Here is a 16,398-nt window from a genome sequence, read left to right as displayed (position 1 = left end):
CCACACCCTTTTTCCACTGGAGCCAAGATGAATTTCGACTACACCGACAAGGTCAAGGACATGCGCGAGCGTTTGCTGGCGTTCATGGACGAGCACATCTACCCCAACGAAGCGCGCTTCTTCGCCGAGATCGCCGCCAACCGCGCCAAGGGCAACCCCTGGCTGCCCACCACGATCATCGAGGAACTCAAGCCCAAGGCGCTCAAGGCCGGCCTGTGGAACCTGTTCCTGCCGCGCAGCCCGCGCGCGCCGCAGGGTCTGTCCAACCTCGAGTACGCACCCATGTGCGAAATCATGGGCCGCGTGCCGTTCGCGGCCGAGGTCTTCAACTGCTCGGCCCCCGACACCGGCAACATGGAAACCTTCGAGCGCTACGCCAGCGAGGAACTCAAGGACGAGTGGCTCGAGCCGCTGCTGCGCGGCGAGATCCGCTCGGCCTTCCTGATGACCGAACCCGAGGTCGCCTCGTCGGACGCCACCAACATCCAGTGCCGCATCGAGCGCGACGGCGACCACTACGTCATCAACGGCCGCAAGTGGTGGTCCTCCGGCGCCGGTGACCCGCGCTGCGCGGTCTACATCGTGATGGGCAAGACCAACCCCGATGCGCCGCGCCACTCGCAGCAGTCCATGATCATCGTGCCAGCCAACAGCAAGGGCATCACCGTGGTGCGACCGCTGTCGGTGTTCGGCTACGACGACGCGCCGCACGGCCACATGGAAGTGGTGCTCAAGGACGTGCGCGTGCCGGTGGGCAACATCCTGCTCGGCGAAGGCCGGGGGTTCGAGATCGCGCAGGGCCGCTTGGGCCCGGGCCGCATCCACCACTGCATGCGTTCCATCGGCGCGGCCGAGCGCGCGCTGGAGTTGATGTGCAAGCGCCTGAACAGCCGCGTGGCCTTCGGCAAGCCGGTGTCGGCCCAATCGGTCTGGCACGAGCGCATCGCCGATGCGCGCTGCCGCATCGAGATGGCGCGCCTGCTCACGCTCAAGGCGGCCTACATGATGGACACCGTCGGCAACAAGGTCGCCAAGGCCGAGATCGCCATGATCAAGGTGGTGGCACCCAACATGGCCTGCGACATCATCGACATCGCATTCAGGCCCATGGCGGCGGCGGCGTGAGCGACGATTTCCCACTGGCCTACGCCTATGCTGGCCAGCGCACCCTGCGCCTGGCCGACGGCCCCGACGAGGTGCACCGCCAGTCCATCGCCAAGCTGGAACTGCGCAAGCACATGCTGGTGAAGACCGAGGTGGACATGCCCGTCACGCGCGGCTTCTGAGCCGGCATGCCGGGAGGGTGAGCACGGGTTTTTGAATTCCCGTAGAGTGGCCTGCTCCTCAGCCACCCTCCCGCAAGAAAGGCAAGTCCCATGATCGACGTCCACTCCTGCGAACCCCCAATGGACACAAGGTCCACATCATGCTGGAGGAGTGTGGACTGCGGCTCGGCCGGGACTGGCGGGTCCATCCCGTCAACATCGGCAAGGGCGATCAGTTCGAACCGGCCTTTCTCAAGATCAGCCCGAACAACAAGATTCCGGCACTGGTCGACCCCGACGGTCCCGACGGCCAGCCCATCAGCCTGTTCGAGTCGGGCGCGATCCTGCTCTACCTCGCGGCCAAGACCGGCAAGTTCCTGCCCAAGAGCGACCGCGCCAAGTTCAAGGTGCTGGAGTGGCTGATGTTCCAGATGGGCGGCGTGGGCCCCATGCTCGGCCAGAACCACCACTTCCGGCAGTACGCGCCCGAGAAGATCGGCTATGCCATCGATCGCTACACCAACGAAGCCAGGCGGCTCTACGGCGTCATGGACCGGCAACTCGAGGCGCAGAAGTTCATCGCGGGCAACCAGTACAGCATCGCCGACATCGCGATCTTCCCCTGGCTGCGCAACTGGCAGAACCAGGGCATCGACTGGGCCGACTTCCCGCACCTGAAACAGTGGTTCGACACCATTGCCGCCCGCCCCGCGGTGCAACGCGGCGTGGCGGTGCTGGCCGACGCGCGCAAACCGATCACCGATGACAAGTCGCGCGAAGTGCTGTTTGGCAAGACGCAGTACGAAAAACGCTGACCCCGGCCGGAACACCTCATTTCAGCAGGTACAATTCGCCGCTTAGTCGGAGCGTAGCGCAGCCTGGTAGCGCATCTGCTTTGGGAGCAGAGGGTCGCGAGTTCGAATCCCGCCGCTCCGACCATTCATCAAGAACAAAAAGGCCCACAGTGTGGGCCTTTTTTGCATCGCCAGTCGCCCTGTCTGCCCGTAGCTCAACCGGATAGAGCAGCTGCCTTCTAAGCAGCAGGTCGGGGGTTCGAGTCCCTCCGGGCAGGCCACCCAAGGGGCCACGCGACCCAGCGCATCAACGAGGGTTTACCCGATGATTCATCGGGAATTCATGAAGTATATTGCAGCTTCTGAATCATGAACCCACCCTCCAGACTCCTCATCCTCGTTGGCACGATGACCAACACCGCAGAGTACGTGGCTCAGGCCATCGAGATGGATTGCGCCGACCTGATCCCCGAGATCGAGGTGCGCATGATGGACGGATTGGACATCCGAGTTTTTGACGGGGATGCACTATATCTCATATGTACATCCACCTACGGCTCGGGTGACGTGCCGGACAACGCCCGGGCGCTGTACGAATCCCTGGGCAACGAGCCCAAGTTTCTGGGCCACGTGCGCTACGGCGTGATCGCACTGGGCGACCACGGCACCCATCCGCAGACGTTCTGCCAGGGTGGTCGGCGGTTCGACGAGCGTCTCGCCGATCTGGGCGCCGTGCGTGTGGGAGACGTGTTCTGCCATGACGCGTCGGCGGGCACCGAGGCCGAGGTGGTCGGCGCGGCTTGGTGCCGCGAGTGGCTCGCGCTGGCCATGCAACCCGCCTCTTAAATTCAGACATAAATGTTTTAGACCTCAAGTACGGGTAATTCTGGATCGTCAATCCCCTACCCCGCGTCTACAGTGAACCGCATTCCGGCAACCACCCACAGGAGAACTCCATGACCACCCGCCGAATCGTCCTGACCCGCAGCGCCGCCGTGATCGGCGCCGCATCCACCGGCCTGCTGCTGCCCGAGTTGGCACGTGCGCAGTCGGACAAGGTGCGCGTGGGTTTCATGCTGCCGTACACCGGCACCTTCGCCCAGCTCGGCGTGGCGATCGAGAACGGTTTCCGCATGGCCCTCAACGAGCAAGGCGGCAAGCTCGGTGGCCGTGAAGTCGAGTACTTCAAGGTGGACGACGAATCCAACCCGGCCAAGGGCATCGAGAACGCGACCCGCCTGGTGCAGCGCGACAAGGTGGACGTGCTCGTGGGCACCGTGCACTCGGGCGTGCAGATGGGCATCCACAAGGTGGCGCGCGACACCGGCGTGCTCAACCTGATCCCCAACGCAGGCGTGCACGTGGCGCACCCGCGCCCAGTGCGCCCCCAACGTGTTCCGCACCTCGTTCACCAACTCTCAGCCCACGCTGGCGCTGGGCAAGGCCATGGTGGCGCAACGGCCACAAGAAGGCGGTGTGGATCACCTGGAACTACGCGGCCGGCGACGAAGCCTTCGAAGGCTTCGAGCAGAGCTACACCGCGGCCGGCGGCACCATCATGAAGAAGCTGGGCCTGCCCTTCCCGAACGTGGAATTCCAGGCGCTGCTGACCGAGATCGCCTCGCTCAAGCCCGATGCCGTGGCCTGCTTCTTCGCCGGCGGCGGCGCGGCCAAGTTCATGAGCGACTACGCCGCGGCGGGCCTGAACAAGACCATCCAGCTCTACGGCTCGGGCTTCCTGACCGAGGGCGTGCTGGAAGCGGCCGGTCCTGCGGCCAACGGCGTGCTCACCACCATGCACTACGGCGACTCGCTGAACACGCCGCGCGACAAGCAGTTCCGCCTGGAGTACGCCAAGGCCTTCCGCCTTCAGCCCGACGTGTACGCCGTGCAGGGCTACGACACCGGCCTGCTGCTGATCAAGGGCGCCAACGCCGTCAAGGGCGACCTCAACAACAAGAAGGCGCTGTACGCCGCCATGGAAGGCGCCACCATCGACAGCCCGCGCGGCAAGTGGACCATGAGCAAGGCCCACAACCCGATCCAGGACATCTACATGCGCAAGGTCGAGAACAAGGAAAACAAGGTGATCGGCATCGCGCAGAAAGCCGTGGCCGACCCGGCCACCGGCTGCCGCATGGGCTGATCGCCCCCGCCTCACTCGTGCCTCCACAGACCGGCGCCCACAGGCGCTGGTCTGGTTTTTGCTCGCCTTCCTGGCCTGATCCTCACCGCCCCGCTTCATGGACTTCGCCAACTTCCTGATCCAGTTGCTCAACAGCCTGCAGTACGGCCTGTTGCTGTTCATGCTGGCGGCCGGGCTCACCCTGATCTTCGGCATCATGGGCGTGGTCAACCTCGCGCATGGCAGCTTCTACATGCTGGGCGCCTACCTGGCCTGGTTCCTGGTGTCGCAGCTCGACAGCCTGGTGCTGGCCATCGTGCTGGGCTCGGTCATCGCCGTCGTGCTGGGCTGGCTGCTCGAATGGCTGCTGTTCCGCCACTTCTACCGCCGCGACCACCTGGACCAGGTGCTGCTGACCTTCGGCCTGATCTACATCTTCGAGGAAGTGCGCTCCATTCTCTGGGGCGACGACGTGCACTCGGTGCAGGTGCCGGAGATGCTGAACTGGTCGATCCCGCTCACGGACAACCTGTCCTACCCGGTCTACCGGCTGGTGATGTCGGGCGTGTGCATCGCGCTCGCCCTCGGCCTGTACCTGCTCATCTCCAGGACCCGCCTGGGCATGAAGATCCGCGCGGGCGCCTTCAACCGCGAGATGACCGAGTCGCTCGGCATCAACATCCGGCTCATCCATGGCGTGGTGTTCGCGCTGGGCGTGGCCCTGGCGGCCATCGCCGGCATGATCGCCTCGCCCGTTTCCAGCGTGTACCCCGGCATGGGCAGCTCGGTGCTGATCATGTGCTTCGTGGTGGTCGTCATCGGTGGCATCGGCTCGGTGCGCGGGGCCCTCGTGGCCGCGCTGCTGGTGGGCCTGGTCGACACCTTCGGCAAGGTGCTGGTGCCGCAGATCGCCGGCATGGCCGTCTACATGCTCATGGCCGCCGTGCTGCTTTACAAGCCTGAAGGGCTGTTCAAACAATGAGTTCGCCCAAAGCCCAGCTGGAAAAGCTGCCGCGCAGCATGCAGGTGATCCTGCTGCTGGGCGCCATCGCCCTCGCCGCCTTCCCGCTCATGCCCCTGACGGGTGTCGACTTCTACCTGCAGATGCTCTCGCAGATGATGATCCTGGCCATCTTCGCGATGAGCCTCGATCTGCTGCAGGGCGTGACCGGCCTGGTCTCGCTCGGCCACGCCGCCTACTTCGGTCTGGCGGGTTACGCCCTGGCCTTCCTCACACCGGCCGACACGCCCATCAGCCTGTGGTGGGCGCTGCCCGTCTCGGCCCTGGGCGCGGGCCTGGCGGCGCTGATCATCGGCTTCTTCGTGGTGCGCACGCACGGCATCTACTTCATCATGGTCACCATGGCCTTCGCGCAGATGGTGTTCTTCCTGTTCTTCGACAACAAGGCGCTCGGCGGCTCCGACGGCCTGTACGTGAACTTCCGGCCCGACGCCTCGCTGTTCGGCTGGGCCGGCATCGACCTGGACAACAAAACCACCTTCTATTACTTCACCCTGCTGCTGCTGGTGCTGGTCTATGCCTTCCTGCGGCGCCTGCTGTTCTCGCCCTTCGGCCGCGTGCTCGCCGGCATCCGCGTGAACGAGCACCGCATGCGCGCGGTGGGCTACGGCACCTTCGGCTACAAGCTCGCCGCCTTCACCCTGGCCGGCGCGCTGGCCGGCGTGGCGGGGTTCCTGTGGGCCGCGCAGACCGGCTACGTGAACCCCGAACTCATGGGCTTTCACATGAGCGCGCACGCCATCATGATGGTCATCCTCGGCGGCATGGGCAACTTCGCGGGCGCCATCGTGGGGGCCTTCGCGTTCGAGTACGTCATGCACTTCTTCAAGGACCTCACCAAGCACTGGCAGTTGCTGATGGGCAGCTTCATCGTGCTGATCGTGGTGTTCGCGCCGCGCGGCTTGCTGGGCCTGGTGGCGCAGTTCTCCCGCAAGCGGGGTGCCCCATGAGCGAGCTCCTGCTCTCGGCGAAAAGCCTCACCAAGCGCTTCGGCGGCCTGGCCGCCGTCAACGACGTGTCGGTGGATCTGCACCGCGACCGCATCCACGCGGTGATCGGCCCCAACGGCGCGGGCAAGTCCACCTTGACCAACCTGCTCTCGGGCGACCTGCCCCCCACCTCCGGCCGCATCACGCTCAACGGCACCGAAACGGCCGGCAAGAACCCCGAACGCATCTCGCGCCTGGGCCTGGGCCGCAGCTACCAGAAGACCAACATCTTCCTGCCCTTCAGCGTGTGGGACAACGTGCGCCTGGCCGCCCAGTCGCGTGAACGGCATGGCCCGTGGAACCCGCTGCGCTGGCTCTCGGCGGCCAGTGCGATGACCGAAGTCAACCGCCGCTGCGAACGCGCCATCGAACTCGCCGGCCTCACGGCCCGCGTGGGCACCATCGCGGGCACCACCAGCCACGGCGAGCAGCGCCAGCTGGAGATTGCCATGACCCTGGCCACCGAACCCACCGTGCTGCTGCTCGACGAGCCTCTGGCCGGCATGGGCCACGCCGAGGCCGAGCGCATGGTCGAGCTGCTGCTCAAAATCAAGAAGGACCACGCCATGATGCTCGTGGAGCACGACATGGATGCCGTGTTCACCCTGGCCGACCGGCTCACCGTCATGGTCAACGGCCAGGTGATCGCCAGCGGCACGCCGGCCGAAGTCCGCGCCGACGCAGGCGTGCAGGCGGCCTACCTCGGCGAGGAGCACGAATGAGCGCGCTGATCCAGGCCAGAGGCCTTCACACCCACTACGGCGCCAGCCACATCCTGCGCGGCGTGGACTTCACCGTCGACAAGGGCCAGACCATCGGCCTGATGGGCCGCAACGGCATGGGCAAGACGACCTTGCTCAAGTCGATCATGGGCATCGTCAAACCCAGCGGTGGCAAGGTGCATGTGAAGGGCCAGGACATGACCGGCGCCCCCACCTTCGAGATCGCCCGCCTGGGCATCGCCTATGTGCCCGAAGGCCGCGGCATCTTCGGCAACCTGAGCGTGCGCGAGAACCTGGTGATGTCGGCGCGCGCCGGCACACAGGGCCAGCGCGACTGGACCTACGAGCGTGTGCTCGACACCTTCCCGCGCCTGGCCGAGCGCCTGAACCACGGCGGGCAGCAGCTCAGCGGCGGCGAGCAGCAGATGCTCACCATCGGCCGCGCGCTCATGACCAACCCCGACCTGCTCATCCTCGACGAGGCCACCGAGGGCCTGGCGCCCCTGATCGCGCGCGAGATCTGGCGCATCTGCGGCCTGATCCGGGAGAGCGGCATCAGCAGCGTGATCGTGGACAAGAACTGGAAGCACGTCACCCAGATCACCGACCGCAACGTGATCCTCGTCAAAGGTGAGGTGGTCTTCGAAGGCAGCTCGGAACAGCTGCACGCGCAGCCGGAGTTGCTGGAACAGTACCTGGGTGTCTGAGACGCGGCAACGACCCGGCCCTATTCATCGTCCGGGCTCGCCGCGCGCCGGTAGACATAACGGCCGTGCTGGCAGGGATCGCAGAAGGCCCATCGGCTGGCCTGCCATTTGAGCGCAGCCTGGCTCAACACAAAGACCGCCATCCCACCGACCCACCAGGGCCACAGCGGCACGCCGGCCAGGGACAGCCCAACGGCAACGGCGGCCAGGACCGCGGCGAATGCCAGGAACTGCCGGCACCGCCGCAGCTCCTCCTGTCTGGTGGGCGTGAAAGAAACTGGCCGCTGGCAGCGGCTGCACGACAAGCGCTTCATGTGGGCCCGGTGGGCGCCACGTCAGCGGCAGCGACCTGGTGTTCGACCCAGGGGTCCGAGGGAGCGTCCCGGTGCCAGCAGCGCCAGCCATGGGTGTAGGCGTGCTGAATGTAGGGTCCTCGCAGCACCCGAGGGACGTCTTCCCTCGCCTGCTCGACGCCCAGGAGGTGGACGGCGCCGGCCCAGTTTTCAACCACCTGCGATGGTCGCCTGGCCAACTCGGCGTCGGCCAGGCTGGCCGCCTGCTCCACCGAGCCGGCGCGAACGAGGAAGCAGGTGTCGGGGCCGTTGGGACCGCCGGTGAAGACGTCGTCCGAGTCGTTGCCCCAGCGGATGACTTCGTAGAGGTTCATCATGCAGCGCGTCGATCCCTCATCAACGCGAAGGCCGCGACCCCATCGCCGTGAGCACGCCCAGGCCGATGAAGGACGTGCCGGCGAGCCGGTTGCCCCAGACACCGTGCCGTGCCGCGCGGCCCAGGCGCGGCGCGACCAGGCTGGCGGTGAGCACGTAGAGGATGTCGGTACAGCACGCGATCGCCACGAACACGCCGCCGAGCGCCAGGGTCTGCAGCAAGGGGTTGGCGCCGTGCGCGTCCATGAACTGCGGCAGGAAGGCGGCGAAGAACAGGGTGGTTTTCGGGTTCAGCAGCGCCACCAGGAAGCCATCGCGGAAGACGCGCCGCAAGGACTGCGCCGGCACCTGGGGCGCGGCGCCGTCGGCCAGTGGCGACGCCGCCATCCACAGGCGGATGCCCAGGTACACGAGGTAGGCCGCGCCGGCCCACTTCACCACCGTGAAGGCCACCGACGACACGGCGAACAAGGCGGCCAACCCGAGCGCGGCGCCGAGGGCGTTGGCGAGGTTGCCGAGGGCCACGCCCAGCACGGACGAAAGACCGCAGGCGCGCCCTTGCGCCAGGGTGCGGGCCACGATGTAGACGACGGCGGGACCGGGGGTCAGGGCCAGCACCAGGCTGGCGCCCACGAAAGCCAGAAGCAGAGGCGTGTCGGGAAGCATGGGAACTCCAGAAATCGGGATCGCCAGTATCGCCGCAGCCCGGAAAAAACTCGAGGATGTCGATGGACGCCGGCCTCGAACGTCGGGACCGTGAAAGCAGAAAACTTTCTCATGGACCCCACCATCACCGCTTTTGAACGCTCGCCCGATCGAGGCCAGGGGCTCGCGCGCGCAGCGGCGGGTTGAGGGCCGGTCAGGGCAAGGCGAGCAGGTCCACATGGCCCACGCGCAGGCTGCCCGCAGTGGCATTCGCGTGCCGCCGTTGCCGCCACGCTTCCAGCGCGGCGAGGGACGCGGGCTCCTGCTCGCACGCGGCGTGGGCGATGCCGTCGACCAGCGCGTGGTGCAGCGCGCCGGCCTGTGCGCTTTCCAGGCTGTGGATGCGCCAGTCGCTGGCCGCGCTGAACACGCGGTAGCCGCTGCCCTGCAGCGCGCGGCGCAAGGCCGGCAAGGCAGCCGCACCGAGCGCGGGGCCAAAGCCCTTGTCGCGCCGCTGGTGCCGGGCGAAGAGCCGGCCCACGGTCGAGTCCAGCGGGTCGCCGGGCTCCCAGTCGTGGCGGCCGTCCACGCTGAGCGTGAAGAGCATGGCCGCGCGCGCGGCCACGGCGTGCGACACCAGCCGTTGCAGCCAGTCGGCGCTCACGAGATCAAGCAAGGCCGACGCGGTGACGAGATGGGCCGCGTGCCAGGGCAGCGTGTCCAGATGCCGCGCGAGGTCCAGCTGCCGGCAGACAATGGACGCCTCGAAACCCGGGCCGCTGGCGCCGGGTTGCCAGCCGCGCAGCAGTGCGGCGTCGTGGTCCACCACCAGCCATTGCTGCGGTCCGCCCAGCCGGGGCGCGAGCCAGCGCTGGTTCGCGCCGGTGCCGCAGCCCAGGTCGATCACGCGCCAGGGTGTGCCCGCCGGTGGGGCCATGGCATGGAACCGCGCGGCCAGTTGCAGGTGCCTGGCGGCCTCGTCGCGCGCCGCGGTGTCGAAGGGTTCGCGCTGTTGCAGCCAGTCGGCGCTGAAGTGGGCGCCGCTCACGGGTGTACCTTCGGCTTCGCCTGCGGTGCGAGCTTGCTGGGGCGGCCCGGCGCGGCGCTCATGCCATGGCCTCCAGCACGGCCGCGTAGCGCGCGGCCTGCTGCGGCCAGGTGGGCAGCGCAGCGGCGGCTTCGCGCGCGCCAGCGCCCAGGCGCTCGCGCAGCCCGGCATCGGCCAGCACGCGCTCCAGCGCAGCCTGCAGCGCGGCCACATCACCGGCGGGCACCTGCAGACCAGCGCCGGGCGGCAGCGTGTGGGCCAGCGCCCCGCCGTCGGTGGTGACCACCGGCAGGCCGTGGGCGATGGCCTCGGCGATCACCATGCCGTAGCCCTCGTAGAGCGAGGGCAGCACGAACACATCGGCCGCCAGGTAGTGCGCGCGCAGCGCTGGGCCCGGCAGCTCGCCGTGCCAGACGACGCGCTCGCCCAGCGGCGTCGCCAGGGCCTGCAGGCGCGCGGCGGTGCCGGGGTCGCGCTCGGCGCTGCCCACCAGGTGCAGCACCCACGGCAGTTGCGTGAGGCTGGCAAGCGCCTGCAACAGCAGGGCATGGCCCTTGCGCGGCGTGAGCGTTGCGCACGCAGAGCAGTTGCACCGGGCCGTCGCGCCGGGGGGTCGGCGGTGGTGGAAGCGACGGGTCGGTGCCCGGCTCCACCACGGCGATGCGCTCGGGCGGGACGCCCAGGGCGGCCACGTCGTCGAGCGTGCGGCGGCTGGGCACCACCACCTGCCGCACCAGTTGCAGGGCTTGCGCCTCGGCCGTGCGCAGGTGTGCGCTGTCCGCAGCGCTCAGGCCCGTTTCCAGGTGCAGCGGATGGTGCACATGGGCAACCCAGCGCAGGCGCTGGGCATGCGGCCGCACCACGCGCGCCAGGGCGCCGAAGGCCAGGCCGTCGGCGATCACCAGCGCGCCATCGGGCAGGGCCGCGATGCGGGCCAGGGCGGCCGAGAGGTCGCTGTCGTCGGGCCAGGGCCAGGCGCCTTCCAGCACCTCAGGCAGCACCGTCCACCCCTGCTCGCGCAGGGCGAGCGAGAGCCGGCGGTCGTAGGTGTAGCCGCCCGTGGGGATGTGCCAGTCGCCCGGCAGCAGGAAGTGGCAGACGCGCTGGCCGGGCATGGCTCAGACCGGCAGCGGGCCTTCGTACGAGGCCCAGGCCACGTGCGATTCGTGCAGGGTCACCTTCATCTGCCGCAGGCCGGCCGACTGCGCGGTGGGCAGCGCCTGCGCACCGAGCGCGCCGGCCGCGATGCGCACGGCGATGTGGTCGAAGATCACGCGCGCCAGGAACTCGGTGGTGGTGTTGCGGCCCTTGAACTCGGGCATCTCGTCCAGGTTCTGGAAGTTGAGCACGGCCAGGGTCTCGCGCAGCACCTGCGTGGCCAGGCCGATGTCGACCACGATGCCGTCGGCATCCAGCGCCTCGCGGCGCAGTTCGAGGTCCACCACGTAGGTGGCGCCGTGCATGCGTTGGGCCGGCCCGAACACCGCGCCCTGGAAGCTGTGGGCGATCATGAAATGGTCTCTGACGTTGACGGCGTACATCGGTCGGGGGTCCTTTGAAAGGCGGGAAGGATCACGCAGGGTAGTCGATGCGCTGGCACAGGGTGTCGGGCGCATCGGGGCCGGCCAGCCGCGCGAGCACCTGAGGCAGCTCGGCGAAGGGTGCGCTGTGGGTGACCAGCGCGTCCAGCGCCGGCTCGGTGAGCAGCGAGAGCGCGAGTTCCAGGCGCTGGCGGTGGCTCCAGCGGTCGCGCTGGCGCTTGGCGACATGGCCTACCTGCGAGCTCTTGAGCGTGAGCCGCTGCGAATGGAAGGCCTCGCCCAGCGGCACGCTGACCGGGCGGCTGCCGTACCAGCTGAGTTCGAGCACCGTGGCCTCGAAGGCCGCAAGCCGCAGCGCGGTGGCGCAGCCCGGCCGACTGGCCGCTGGTGTGGATGACCAGATCGGCCTGGGCTTGCGCCGCTTCGGGCAGGGCAAAACCGGCACCGAGCGTGGCCGCGATGCCCGCGCGCGCGGGGTTCGTGTCCACCACCTGCACGCTGCCTTGGGGCAGGCGCGCCGCGAGCCAGGCCACCAGCAGGCCAAGCGTGCCCCCGCCCACCACGGCGATGTGCTCGCCTGGGTTGGGCTGGCCGTCCCACAGGGCGTTGATGGCGGTTTCCAGGTTCGCGGCCAGCACGGCGCGCGCGGCGGGCACCCCGGCGGGCAGCGGCACCAGCACGGACGCGGGCACCTGGAACACCGTCTGGTGCGGATAGAGGCAGAACACCTCGCGCCCGAGCAGCTCGGGCGGCCCGGCTTCGACCACACCCACGTTCACGTAACCGTATTTCACCGGGCCGGGGAAATCGCCCGCCTGGAACGGCGCGCGCATGCGCTGCGCCTCGCTGGCGGGCACCTCGCCCCGGAACACCAGGCCCTCGGTGCCCCGGCTCACGCCGGTGTGCAGGGTGCGCACGCGGGCGAAGCCTTCGGGAAGCGGTGGCAGGGTTTCGTCGCGGATCTCGGCGAGGCCGGGGCTGACCACCCAGCAAGCCTGGGCGGAAACGGCGGCGGACGGATCGGAGGCGATGGGCATGGGCGAAGGGCGGAACGCGGTGTCGGCGGGGTGGGCGTAGTGTGACCCATGGCCAATATTTCCACATTAATCGAAATATCGTATGATCTGATGCATGAACGAAACCGATGTCGTCCGCGCGCTCGGCGCCCTGGCCCACCCCCTTCGCTTGCGGGTGTTCCGCGCCCTGGTGGTCAATGGGCAGGCAGGCCTCACACCCGGCGTGATGAGCGAGGCCCTGGAGATCCCCAACACCACCCTGTCGTTCCACTTGAAGGAGCTGGCTTCGGCGGGCCTGGTGACGCAGGAGCGGTCCAGCCGGCACCTGGTCTATCGCGCCGCCTACGAGCAGATGAACGGGCTGCTCGGTTACCTCACCGACAACTGCTGCCAAGGTACGGAATGCGCCGTGGACAGCCCCTCCTCTTGCCAATGCTGACCCTTGAGTGCCCTCCAACATGACCACCCAAACGCCCCTGAACGTGCTCTTCCTGTGCACCCACAACTCGGCCCGCAGCATCCTGGCCGAAGCCACGCTGAACCACCTGGGCCGAGGCCGCTTCAAAGCCTTCTCCGCCGGCAGCAGCCCGCGCGAGAACCAGCAGCCCCACCCGCTCGCTCTGGAGGTGTTGCAGCGCGCCGGCATGTCCACCGATGGACTGCGCAGCAAGAACTGGGACGAATTCGGCCGGCCAGACGCGCCCCACATGGACCTGGTCATCACGGTGTGCGACAACGCTGCCGGTGAGACCTGCCCCTACTGGCCCGGCCAGCCCGCCACGGCCCATTGGGGCTATGCCGACCCGTCCGAGGTCAAGGGCACGCCCGAGCAACAGCTGGAGGCTTTCCGCGAAACCCTGCTCGCCATCCGCCGGCGCCTGGAGTTCCTGGTCAGCCTGCCACCGACCAGCGTGGACCGGCTGGCGCTCCAGAACACGGCACGCGAACTGGCCCAGCGCTGAGCCGGCATGTTCGCGGCCTTCCTGATTTTTGCGTTCACGCTGCTGCTCGTCATCTGGCAACCCCGGGGGCTGGGGATCGGCTGGAGCGCGCTGCTTGGCGCGGTGGTGGCACTGCTGGCGGGTGTGGTCCAGCTGTCCGACATCCCGGTGGTCTGGCACATCGTCTGGAACGCCACCGCCACCTTCGTGGCGGTCATCGTCATCAGTCTGGTGCTGGACGAGGCGGGCTTTTTCGAATGGGCCGCCCTGCACTTCGCGCGCTGGGGCCGTGGCCACGGCCACCGGTTGTTCGCCCTCATCGTGCTGCTGGGGGCGGTGGTGGCCGCGCTCTTCGCCAACGACGGGGCGGCCCTCATCCTCACGCCCATCGTCATGGCCGATGCTGATCGCGCTGGGCTTCTCGCCCGCCACCACGCTGGCCTTCGTCATGGCGGCGGGCTTCATCGCCGACACCGCCAGCCTGCCCCTGGTGGTGTCCAACCTCGTGAACATCGTCTCGGCCGATTTCTTCGGCATCGGCTTCAACCGCTACGCCGCCGTCATGGTGCCGGTGAACCTCGCGTCCGTGGCCGCCAGCCTGGTGGTGCTCTACCTGTACTTCCGCCGCGACCTGCCGGCGACCTACGATCTGCGCCAGCTGAAGGCACCCGCCGCCGCCATCCGCGACCTGAACACGTTCCGCGCCGGCTGGGGGGTGCTGGGCCTGCTGCTGGTGGGCTTCTTCGGGTTGGAGCCGCTGGGCGTTCCCGTGAGCGCGGTGGCGGCGGCGGGCGCGGCCCTGCTCCTCGCCGTCGCGGCCCGGGGCCACGTCATCGGCACCCGCAAGGTGCTGAAAGAAGCGCCCTGGCAGATCGTGGTCTTCTCGCTGGGCATGTACCTGGTGGTCTACGGCCTGCGCAACGCGGGGTTGACGGGCCACCTCGCCGCGTTGCTGGACAGGTTCGCCCAGGGCGGCGTCTGGGGCGCGGCCATGGGCACGGGTTTCCTGGCAGCCGCGCTGTCGTCGGTGATGAACAACATGCCCACGGTGCTGGTCGGTGCGCTGTCGATCGAGCAGTCCACGGCCACCGGCGTGGTGAAGGAGGCCATGGTCTACGCCAACCTCATTGGCTGCGACCTGGGCCCCAAGATCACGCCCATCGGCAGCCTTGCTACGCTGCTGTGGCTTCACGTGCTGGCCCGCAAGGGCACCACCATCGCCTGGGGCTATTACTTCCGGGTCGGCGTCGTGCTGACGCTGCCCGTTCTCGCGGTCACGCTGGCGGCCTTGGCCCTCCGCCTGGGCGCAAGCTGACAACCGGCCTTATCACATGACCCTCGAAAGCGATCTGCCCCAGCTCGACCCTGCCGCGTTTCAGCCCCTGGATGTCGAGCGCCTGTTTCCCAGGAAGCGGGCGACCCATGCGCCGCGCATCCTGCTGCTGTACGGCTCGCTCCGAGAGCGGTCCTACAGCCGCCTGCTCACCGAGGAAGCCGCCCGCCTCCTGCAAGCCATGGGCGCCGACACGCGCATCTTCGACCCCAGGGACTTGCCGCTGCCCGACGCGGCGCCGGAGGACCACCCGAAGGTGCGCGAGCTGCGCGAACTGGCCCGATGGTCCGAGGGCATGGTCTGGTGTTCGCCGGAACGCCACGGTGCCATGACCGGCATCCTGAAAGCGCAAATCGACTGGATTCCGCTGTCGGAGGGCTCGGTGCGGCCGACACAGGGCAAGACCCTGGCGGTGATGCAGGTCTCAGGCGGCTCGCAGTCCTTCAACGCGGTGAACCAGCTGCGCGTGTTGGGCCGCTGGATGCGCATGCTGACGATTCCGAACCAGTCTTCGGTGGCGCAAGGCCTACCAGGAGTTCGAGGAGAACGGCCGGATGAAGCCGTCGTCGTACCACGAGCGCGTCGTGGACGTGATGGAGGAGCTGGTGAAGTTCACCGTGCTCACGCGCGACAGCGCGCCCTATCTGGTGGACCGCTACAGCGAGCGGCGGGAGAACGCCGAAGCCCTGTCCCGGCGGGTGCAGCTGCGCAGCATCTGAAAGCGGCCGCCCGGCCCGGGTGAACGAATCGGCGAATGTGGTGTCGGAAGGAGGCGCGTGCCATGATCGCCAGAACCGCCCACCATGAAGACCACCGGAGCCTCCCTCTCCTCAGCCCCGGGCCTTGCAGTCCTGCGGCGTGACGCCGCGCGCGATCTGGCGGTGGTGGCGGCCCTGGTGGGCGTGCTCGCCAGCGCGCTGGGCGCGGCGGGCGGGCTGGGCCTGGACTACATGGTCAAGACCTGGCTGGTGTATGGCCTGGGCGCCTGGCTGGTGTGGCGCGCCCTGGCCCACCACCCGCATCCGCGTTTCGGCCCCGCCAATCGCGTGACCCTGGTGCGGCTGGGCTCAATGGCCCTGCTCGCGGCCCTGGTGGGCGAGGCCCTGCCCCGCCCGCCCCTGGCTTCAATGGCCCCAGCGGCCTGGTGGCTGGTGGTGATCGCCACCACCACGGCCCTGCTCGATGCGGTGGACGGCGCGCTGGCCCGGCGCAGCGGCCTGGCCAGCGCCTTCGGCGCCCGTTTCGACATGGAGACCGACGCGGCGTTCACCCTGGTGCTGTGCGCGCTGGTGCTGCAGGCCGGCCAGGCCGGGCCCTGGGTGCTGGCGTCGGGGTTGATGCGCTATGCCTTCGTGGGCGCCTCGAAGCCCTGGCCCTGGCTGGCCGGCGCCCTGCCGCCGAGCAAGCGCCGCCAGACGGTGTGCGTGGTGCAGATCACCGCGCTCATCATCTGCCTGGGGCCCATCGTGCCACCCTGGCTGGCGGCCTCGCTGGCCGCTTTCAGCCTGGCCTTGCTGAGCCTTTCGTTCGCCGTCGACATCCGGACCCTGGCGCGGCAGCGCCCCACCCTCACGGAGACCTGA

General features: G+C 68.4%; 16 protein-coding genes, 2 tRNA genes and 6 pseudogenes. 16 read left to right on the top strand and 8 right to left on the bottom strand.

Annotation, left to right across the window (positions count from 1 at the left end; genetic code table 11):
* Positions 1 to 27 precede the first annotated feature (27 nt).
* From ACFJGX_RS16755 to ACFJGX_RS16710, 10 genes and pseudogenes are all read left to right on the top strand, one after another.
* Positions 28 to 1,286, top strand: a pseudogene (locus tag ACFJGX_RS16755) (acyl-CoA dehydrogenase family protein).
* A gap of 90 nt (positions 1,287 to 1,376) precedes the next feature.
* Positions 1,377 to 2,080 (top strand): annotated as a pseudogene (locus ACFJGX_RS16750) (glutathione binding-like protein).
* 47 nt (positions 2,081 to 2,127) lie between these two features.
* Positions 2,128 to 2,204: transfer RNA gene (locus ACFJGX_RS16745), tRNA-Pro, on the top strand.
* A gap of 59 nt (positions 2,205 to 2,263) precedes the next feature.
* A tRNA-Arg gene (locus ACFJGX_RS16740) sits at positions 2,264 to 2,340 on the top strand.
* A 127-nt stretch (positions 2,341 to 2,467) separates the two neighbouring features.
* Positions 2,468 to 2,905, top strand: coding sequence for a flavodoxin domain-containing protein (locus tag ACFJGX_RS16735; RefSeq protein ID WP_382326594.1), 438 nt, complete (start codon positions 2,468 to 2,470; stop codon positions 2,903 to 2,905).
* A gap of 110 nt (positions 2,906 to 3,015) precedes the next feature.
* Positions 3,016 to 4,205: pseudogene (locus ACFJGX_RS16730) on the top strand (ABC transporter substrate-binding protein).
* Between the two features lie 97 nt (positions 4,206 to 4,302).
* Entirely contained in the window at positions 4,303 to 5,166 is an 864-nt protein-coding gene (locus ACFJGX_RS16725) for a branched-chain amino acid ABC transporter permease (RefSeq protein ID WP_382325029.1), read from the top strand.
* A complete protein-coding gene (locus ACFJGX_RS16720) occupies positions 5,163 to 6,155 on the top strand; it encodes a branched-chain amino acid ABC transporter permease (protein WP_382325031.1) in 993 nt (330 codons plus the stop codon). Before ACFJGX_RS16725 ends, ACFJGX_RS16720 begins: the two co-directional genes overlap by 4 nt.
* Entirely contained in the window at positions 6,152 to 6,916 is a 765-nt protein-coding gene (locus tag ACFJGX_RS16715) for an ABC transporter ATP-binding protein (protein WP_382157653.1), read from the top strand. Before ACFJGX_RS16720 ends, ACFJGX_RS16715 begins: the two co-directional genes overlap by 4 nt.
* Positions 6,913 to 7,623, top strand: coding sequence for an ABC transporter ATP-binding protein (locus tag ACFJGX_RS16710; protein ID WP_382325033.1), 711 nt, complete (start codon positions 6,913 to 6,915; stop codon positions 7,621 to 7,623). Before ACFJGX_RS16715 ends, ACFJGX_RS16710 begins: the two co-directional genes overlap by 4 nt.
* A 20-nt stretch (positions 7,624 to 7,643) precedes the next feature.
* Here ACFJGX_RS16710 and ACFJGX_RS16705 read toward each other — a convergent pair whose 3' ends face one another.
* The 8 genes and pseudogenes from ACFJGX_RS16705 to ACFJGX_RS16670 all read right to left on the bottom strand — a co-directional run bounded on the left by ACFJGX_RS16705 (position 7,644) and on the right by ACFJGX_RS16670 (position 11,853).
* Positions 7,644 to 7,937: a hypothetical protein gene (locus ACFJGX_RS16705; protein WP_382325035.1), complete on the bottom strand. Its 294-nt coding sequence runs from the start codon at positions 7,935 to 7,937 to the stop codon at positions 7,644 to 7,646.
* On the bottom strand, positions 7,934 to 8,290 hold the full coding sequence (locus ACFJGX_RS16700) for a hypothetical protein (protein WP_382326592.1): 357 nt from the start codon (positions 8,288 to 8,290) through the stop codon (positions 7,934 to 7,936). Before ACFJGX_RS16700 ends, ACFJGX_RS16705 begins: the two co-directional genes overlap by 4 nt.
* 22 nt (positions 8,291 to 8,312) lie before the next feature.
* Positions 8,313 to 8,957, bottom strand: a complete 645-nt coding sequence (locus tag ACFJGX_RS16695) for a LysE family translocator (protein WP_382325038.1) — start codon at positions 8,955 to 8,957, stop codon at positions 8,313 to 8,315.
* A 193-nt stretch (positions 8,958 to 9,150) separates the two neighbouring features.
* The gene (locus tag ACFJGX_RS16690) at positions 9,151 to 9,984 is read right to left on the bottom strand and encodes a class I SAM-dependent methyltransferase (RefSeq protein WP_382326590.1); all 834 of its coding nucleotides are present in this window, start codon (positions 9,982 to 9,984) and stop codon (positions 9,151 to 9,153) included.
* A gap of 58 nt (positions 9,985 to 10,042) precedes the next feature.
* Positions 10,043 to 10,768 carry a glycosyltransferase family 4 protein gene (locus tag ACFJGX_RS16685; protein WP_382328726.1) on the bottom strand — a complete coding sequence of 242 codons (726 nt, stop codon included), beginning with the start codon at positions 10,766 to 10,768 and terminating at the stop codon, positions 10,043 to 10,045.
* Positions 10,674 to 11,099 (bottom strand): annotated as a pseudogene (locus ACFJGX_RS16680) (hypothetical protein); the annotation flags it as partial. The gene ACFJGX_RS16685 and the pseudogene ACFJGX_RS16680, both read right to left, overlap by 95 nt.
* Positions 11,100 to 11,102: 3 nt before the next feature.
* Complete coding sequence (locus ACFJGX_RS16675) at positions 11,103 to 11,495, bottom strand: 6-pyruvoyl tetrahydropterin synthase family protein (RefSeq protein WP_382326588.1); 393 nt, start codon at positions 11,493 to 11,495, stop codon at positions 11,103 to 11,105.
* A 61-nt stretch (positions 11,496 to 11,556) separates the two neighbouring features.
* A complete protein-coding gene (locus tag ACFJGX_RS16670) occupies positions 11,557 to 11,853 on the bottom strand; it encodes a hypothetical protein (protein ID WP_382326586.1) in 297 nt (98 codons plus the stop codon).
* A 1-nt stretch (position 11,854) separates the two neighbouring features.
* Between ACFJGX_RS16670 and ACFJGX_RS16665 the strand changes: the two genes are divergently transcribed.
* The 6 genes and pseudogenes from ACFJGX_RS16665 (at position 11,855) to ACFJGX_RS16640 (ending at position 16,398) form a co-directional block, all read left to right on the top strand.
* A complete protein-coding gene (locus ACFJGX_RS16665; RefSeq protein WP_382326584.1) occupies positions 11,855 to 12,607 on the top strand; it encodes a hypothetical protein in 753 nt (250 codons plus the stop codon).
* 49 nt (positions 12,608 to 12,656) lie between these two features.
* On the top strand, positions 12,657 to 12,980 hold the full coding sequence (locus ACFJGX_RS16660; protein WP_382325045.1) for an ArsR/SmtB family transcription factor: 324 nt from the start codon (positions 12,657 to 12,659) through the stop codon (positions 12,978 to 12,980).
* A gap of 19 nt (positions 12,981 to 12,999) precedes the next feature.
* Positions 13,000 to 13,503 carry an arsenate reductase ArsC gene (locus ACFJGX_RS16655; RefSeq protein WP_382325047.1) on the top strand — a complete coding sequence of 168 codons (504 nt, stop codon included), beginning with the start codon at positions 13,000 to 13,002 and terminating at the stop codon, positions 13,501 to 13,503.
* Between the two features lie 6 nt (positions 13,504 to 13,509).
* Positions 13,510 to 14,797 (top strand): annotated as a pseudogene (locus tag ACFJGX_RS16650) (arsenic transporter).
* 16 nt (positions 14,798 to 14,813) lie between these two features.
* Positions 14,814 to 15,534, top strand: a pseudogene (gene arsH / locus ACFJGX_RS16645) (arsenical resistance protein ArsH).
* A gap of 84 nt (positions 15,535 to 15,618) precedes the next feature.
* Positions 15,619 to 16,398, top strand: coding sequence for a CDP-alcohol phosphatidyltransferase family protein (locus ACFJGX_RS16640; protein ID WP_382325051.1), 780 nt, complete (start codon positions 15,619 to 15,621; stop codon positions 16,396 to 16,398).

It is taken from the genome of Hydrogenophaga sp. UC242_50, assembly GCF_042697355.1.
In the GTDB taxonomy this organism is placed as follows: domain Bacteria; phylum Pseudomonadota; class Gammaproteobacteria; order Burkholderiales; family Burkholderiaceae_C; genus Hydrogenophaga.
This window is presented reverse-complemented; position numbering and strand designations above follow the sequence as displayed.

What these genes read in the sequence shown, in the direction of transcription:
- ACFJGX_RS16660 (WP_382325045.1), top strand. Translation starts at nt 12,657, where the DNA reads ATGAACGAAACCGATGTCGTCCGCGCGCTCGGCGCCCTGGCCCACCCC.
- ACFJGX_RS16640 (WP_382325051.1), top strand. Translation starts at nt 15,619, where the DNA reads ATGAAGACCACCGGAGCCTCCCTCTCCTCAGCCCCGGGCCTTGCAGTC.
- ACFJGX_RS16720 (WP_382325031.1), top strand. Translation starts at nt 5,163, where the DNA reads ATGAGTTCGCCCAAAGCCCAGCTGGAAAAGCTGCCGCGCAGCATGCAG.
- ACFJGX_RS16715 (WP_382157653.1), top strand. Translation starts at nt 6,152, where the DNA reads ATGAGCGAGCTCCTGCTCTCGGCGAAAAGCCTCACCAAGCGCTTCGGC.
- ACFJGX_RS16655 (WP_382325047.1), top strand. Translation starts at nt 13,000, where the DNA reads ATGACCACCCAAACGCCCCTGAACGTGCTCTTCCTGTGCACCCACAAC.
- ACFJGX_RS16710 (WP_382325033.1), top strand. Translation starts at nt 6,913, where the DNA reads ATGAGCGCGCTGATCCAGGCCAGAGGCCTTCACACCCACTACGGCGCC.
- ACFJGX_RS16725 (WP_382325029.1), top strand. Translation starts at nt 4,303, where the DNA reads ATGGACTTCGCCAACTTCCTGATCCAGTTGCTCAACAGCCTGCAGTAC.
- ACFJGX_RS16735 (WP_382326594.1), top strand. Translation starts at nt 2,468, where the DNA reads ATGACCAACACCGCAGAGTACGTGGCTCAGGCCATCGAGATGGATTGC.
- ACFJGX_RS16695 (WP_382325038.1), bottom strand. Translation starts at nt 8,957, where the DNA reads ATGCTTCCCGACACGCCTCTGCTTCTGGCTTTCGTGGGCGCCAGCCTG.
- ACFJGX_RS16675 (WP_382326588.1), bottom strand. Translation starts at nt 11,495, where the DNA reads ATGATCGCCCACAGCTTCCAGGGCGCGGTGTTCGGGCCGGCCCAACGC.
- ACFJGX_RS16705 (WP_382325035.1), bottom strand. Translation starts at nt 7,937, where the DNA reads ATGAAGCGCTTGTCGTGCAGCCGCTGCCAGCGGCCAGTTTCTTTCACG.
- ACFJGX_RS16700 (WP_382326592.1), bottom strand. Translation starts at nt 8,290, where the DNA reads ATGAACCTCTACGAAGTCATCCGCTGGGGCAACGACTCGGACGACGTC.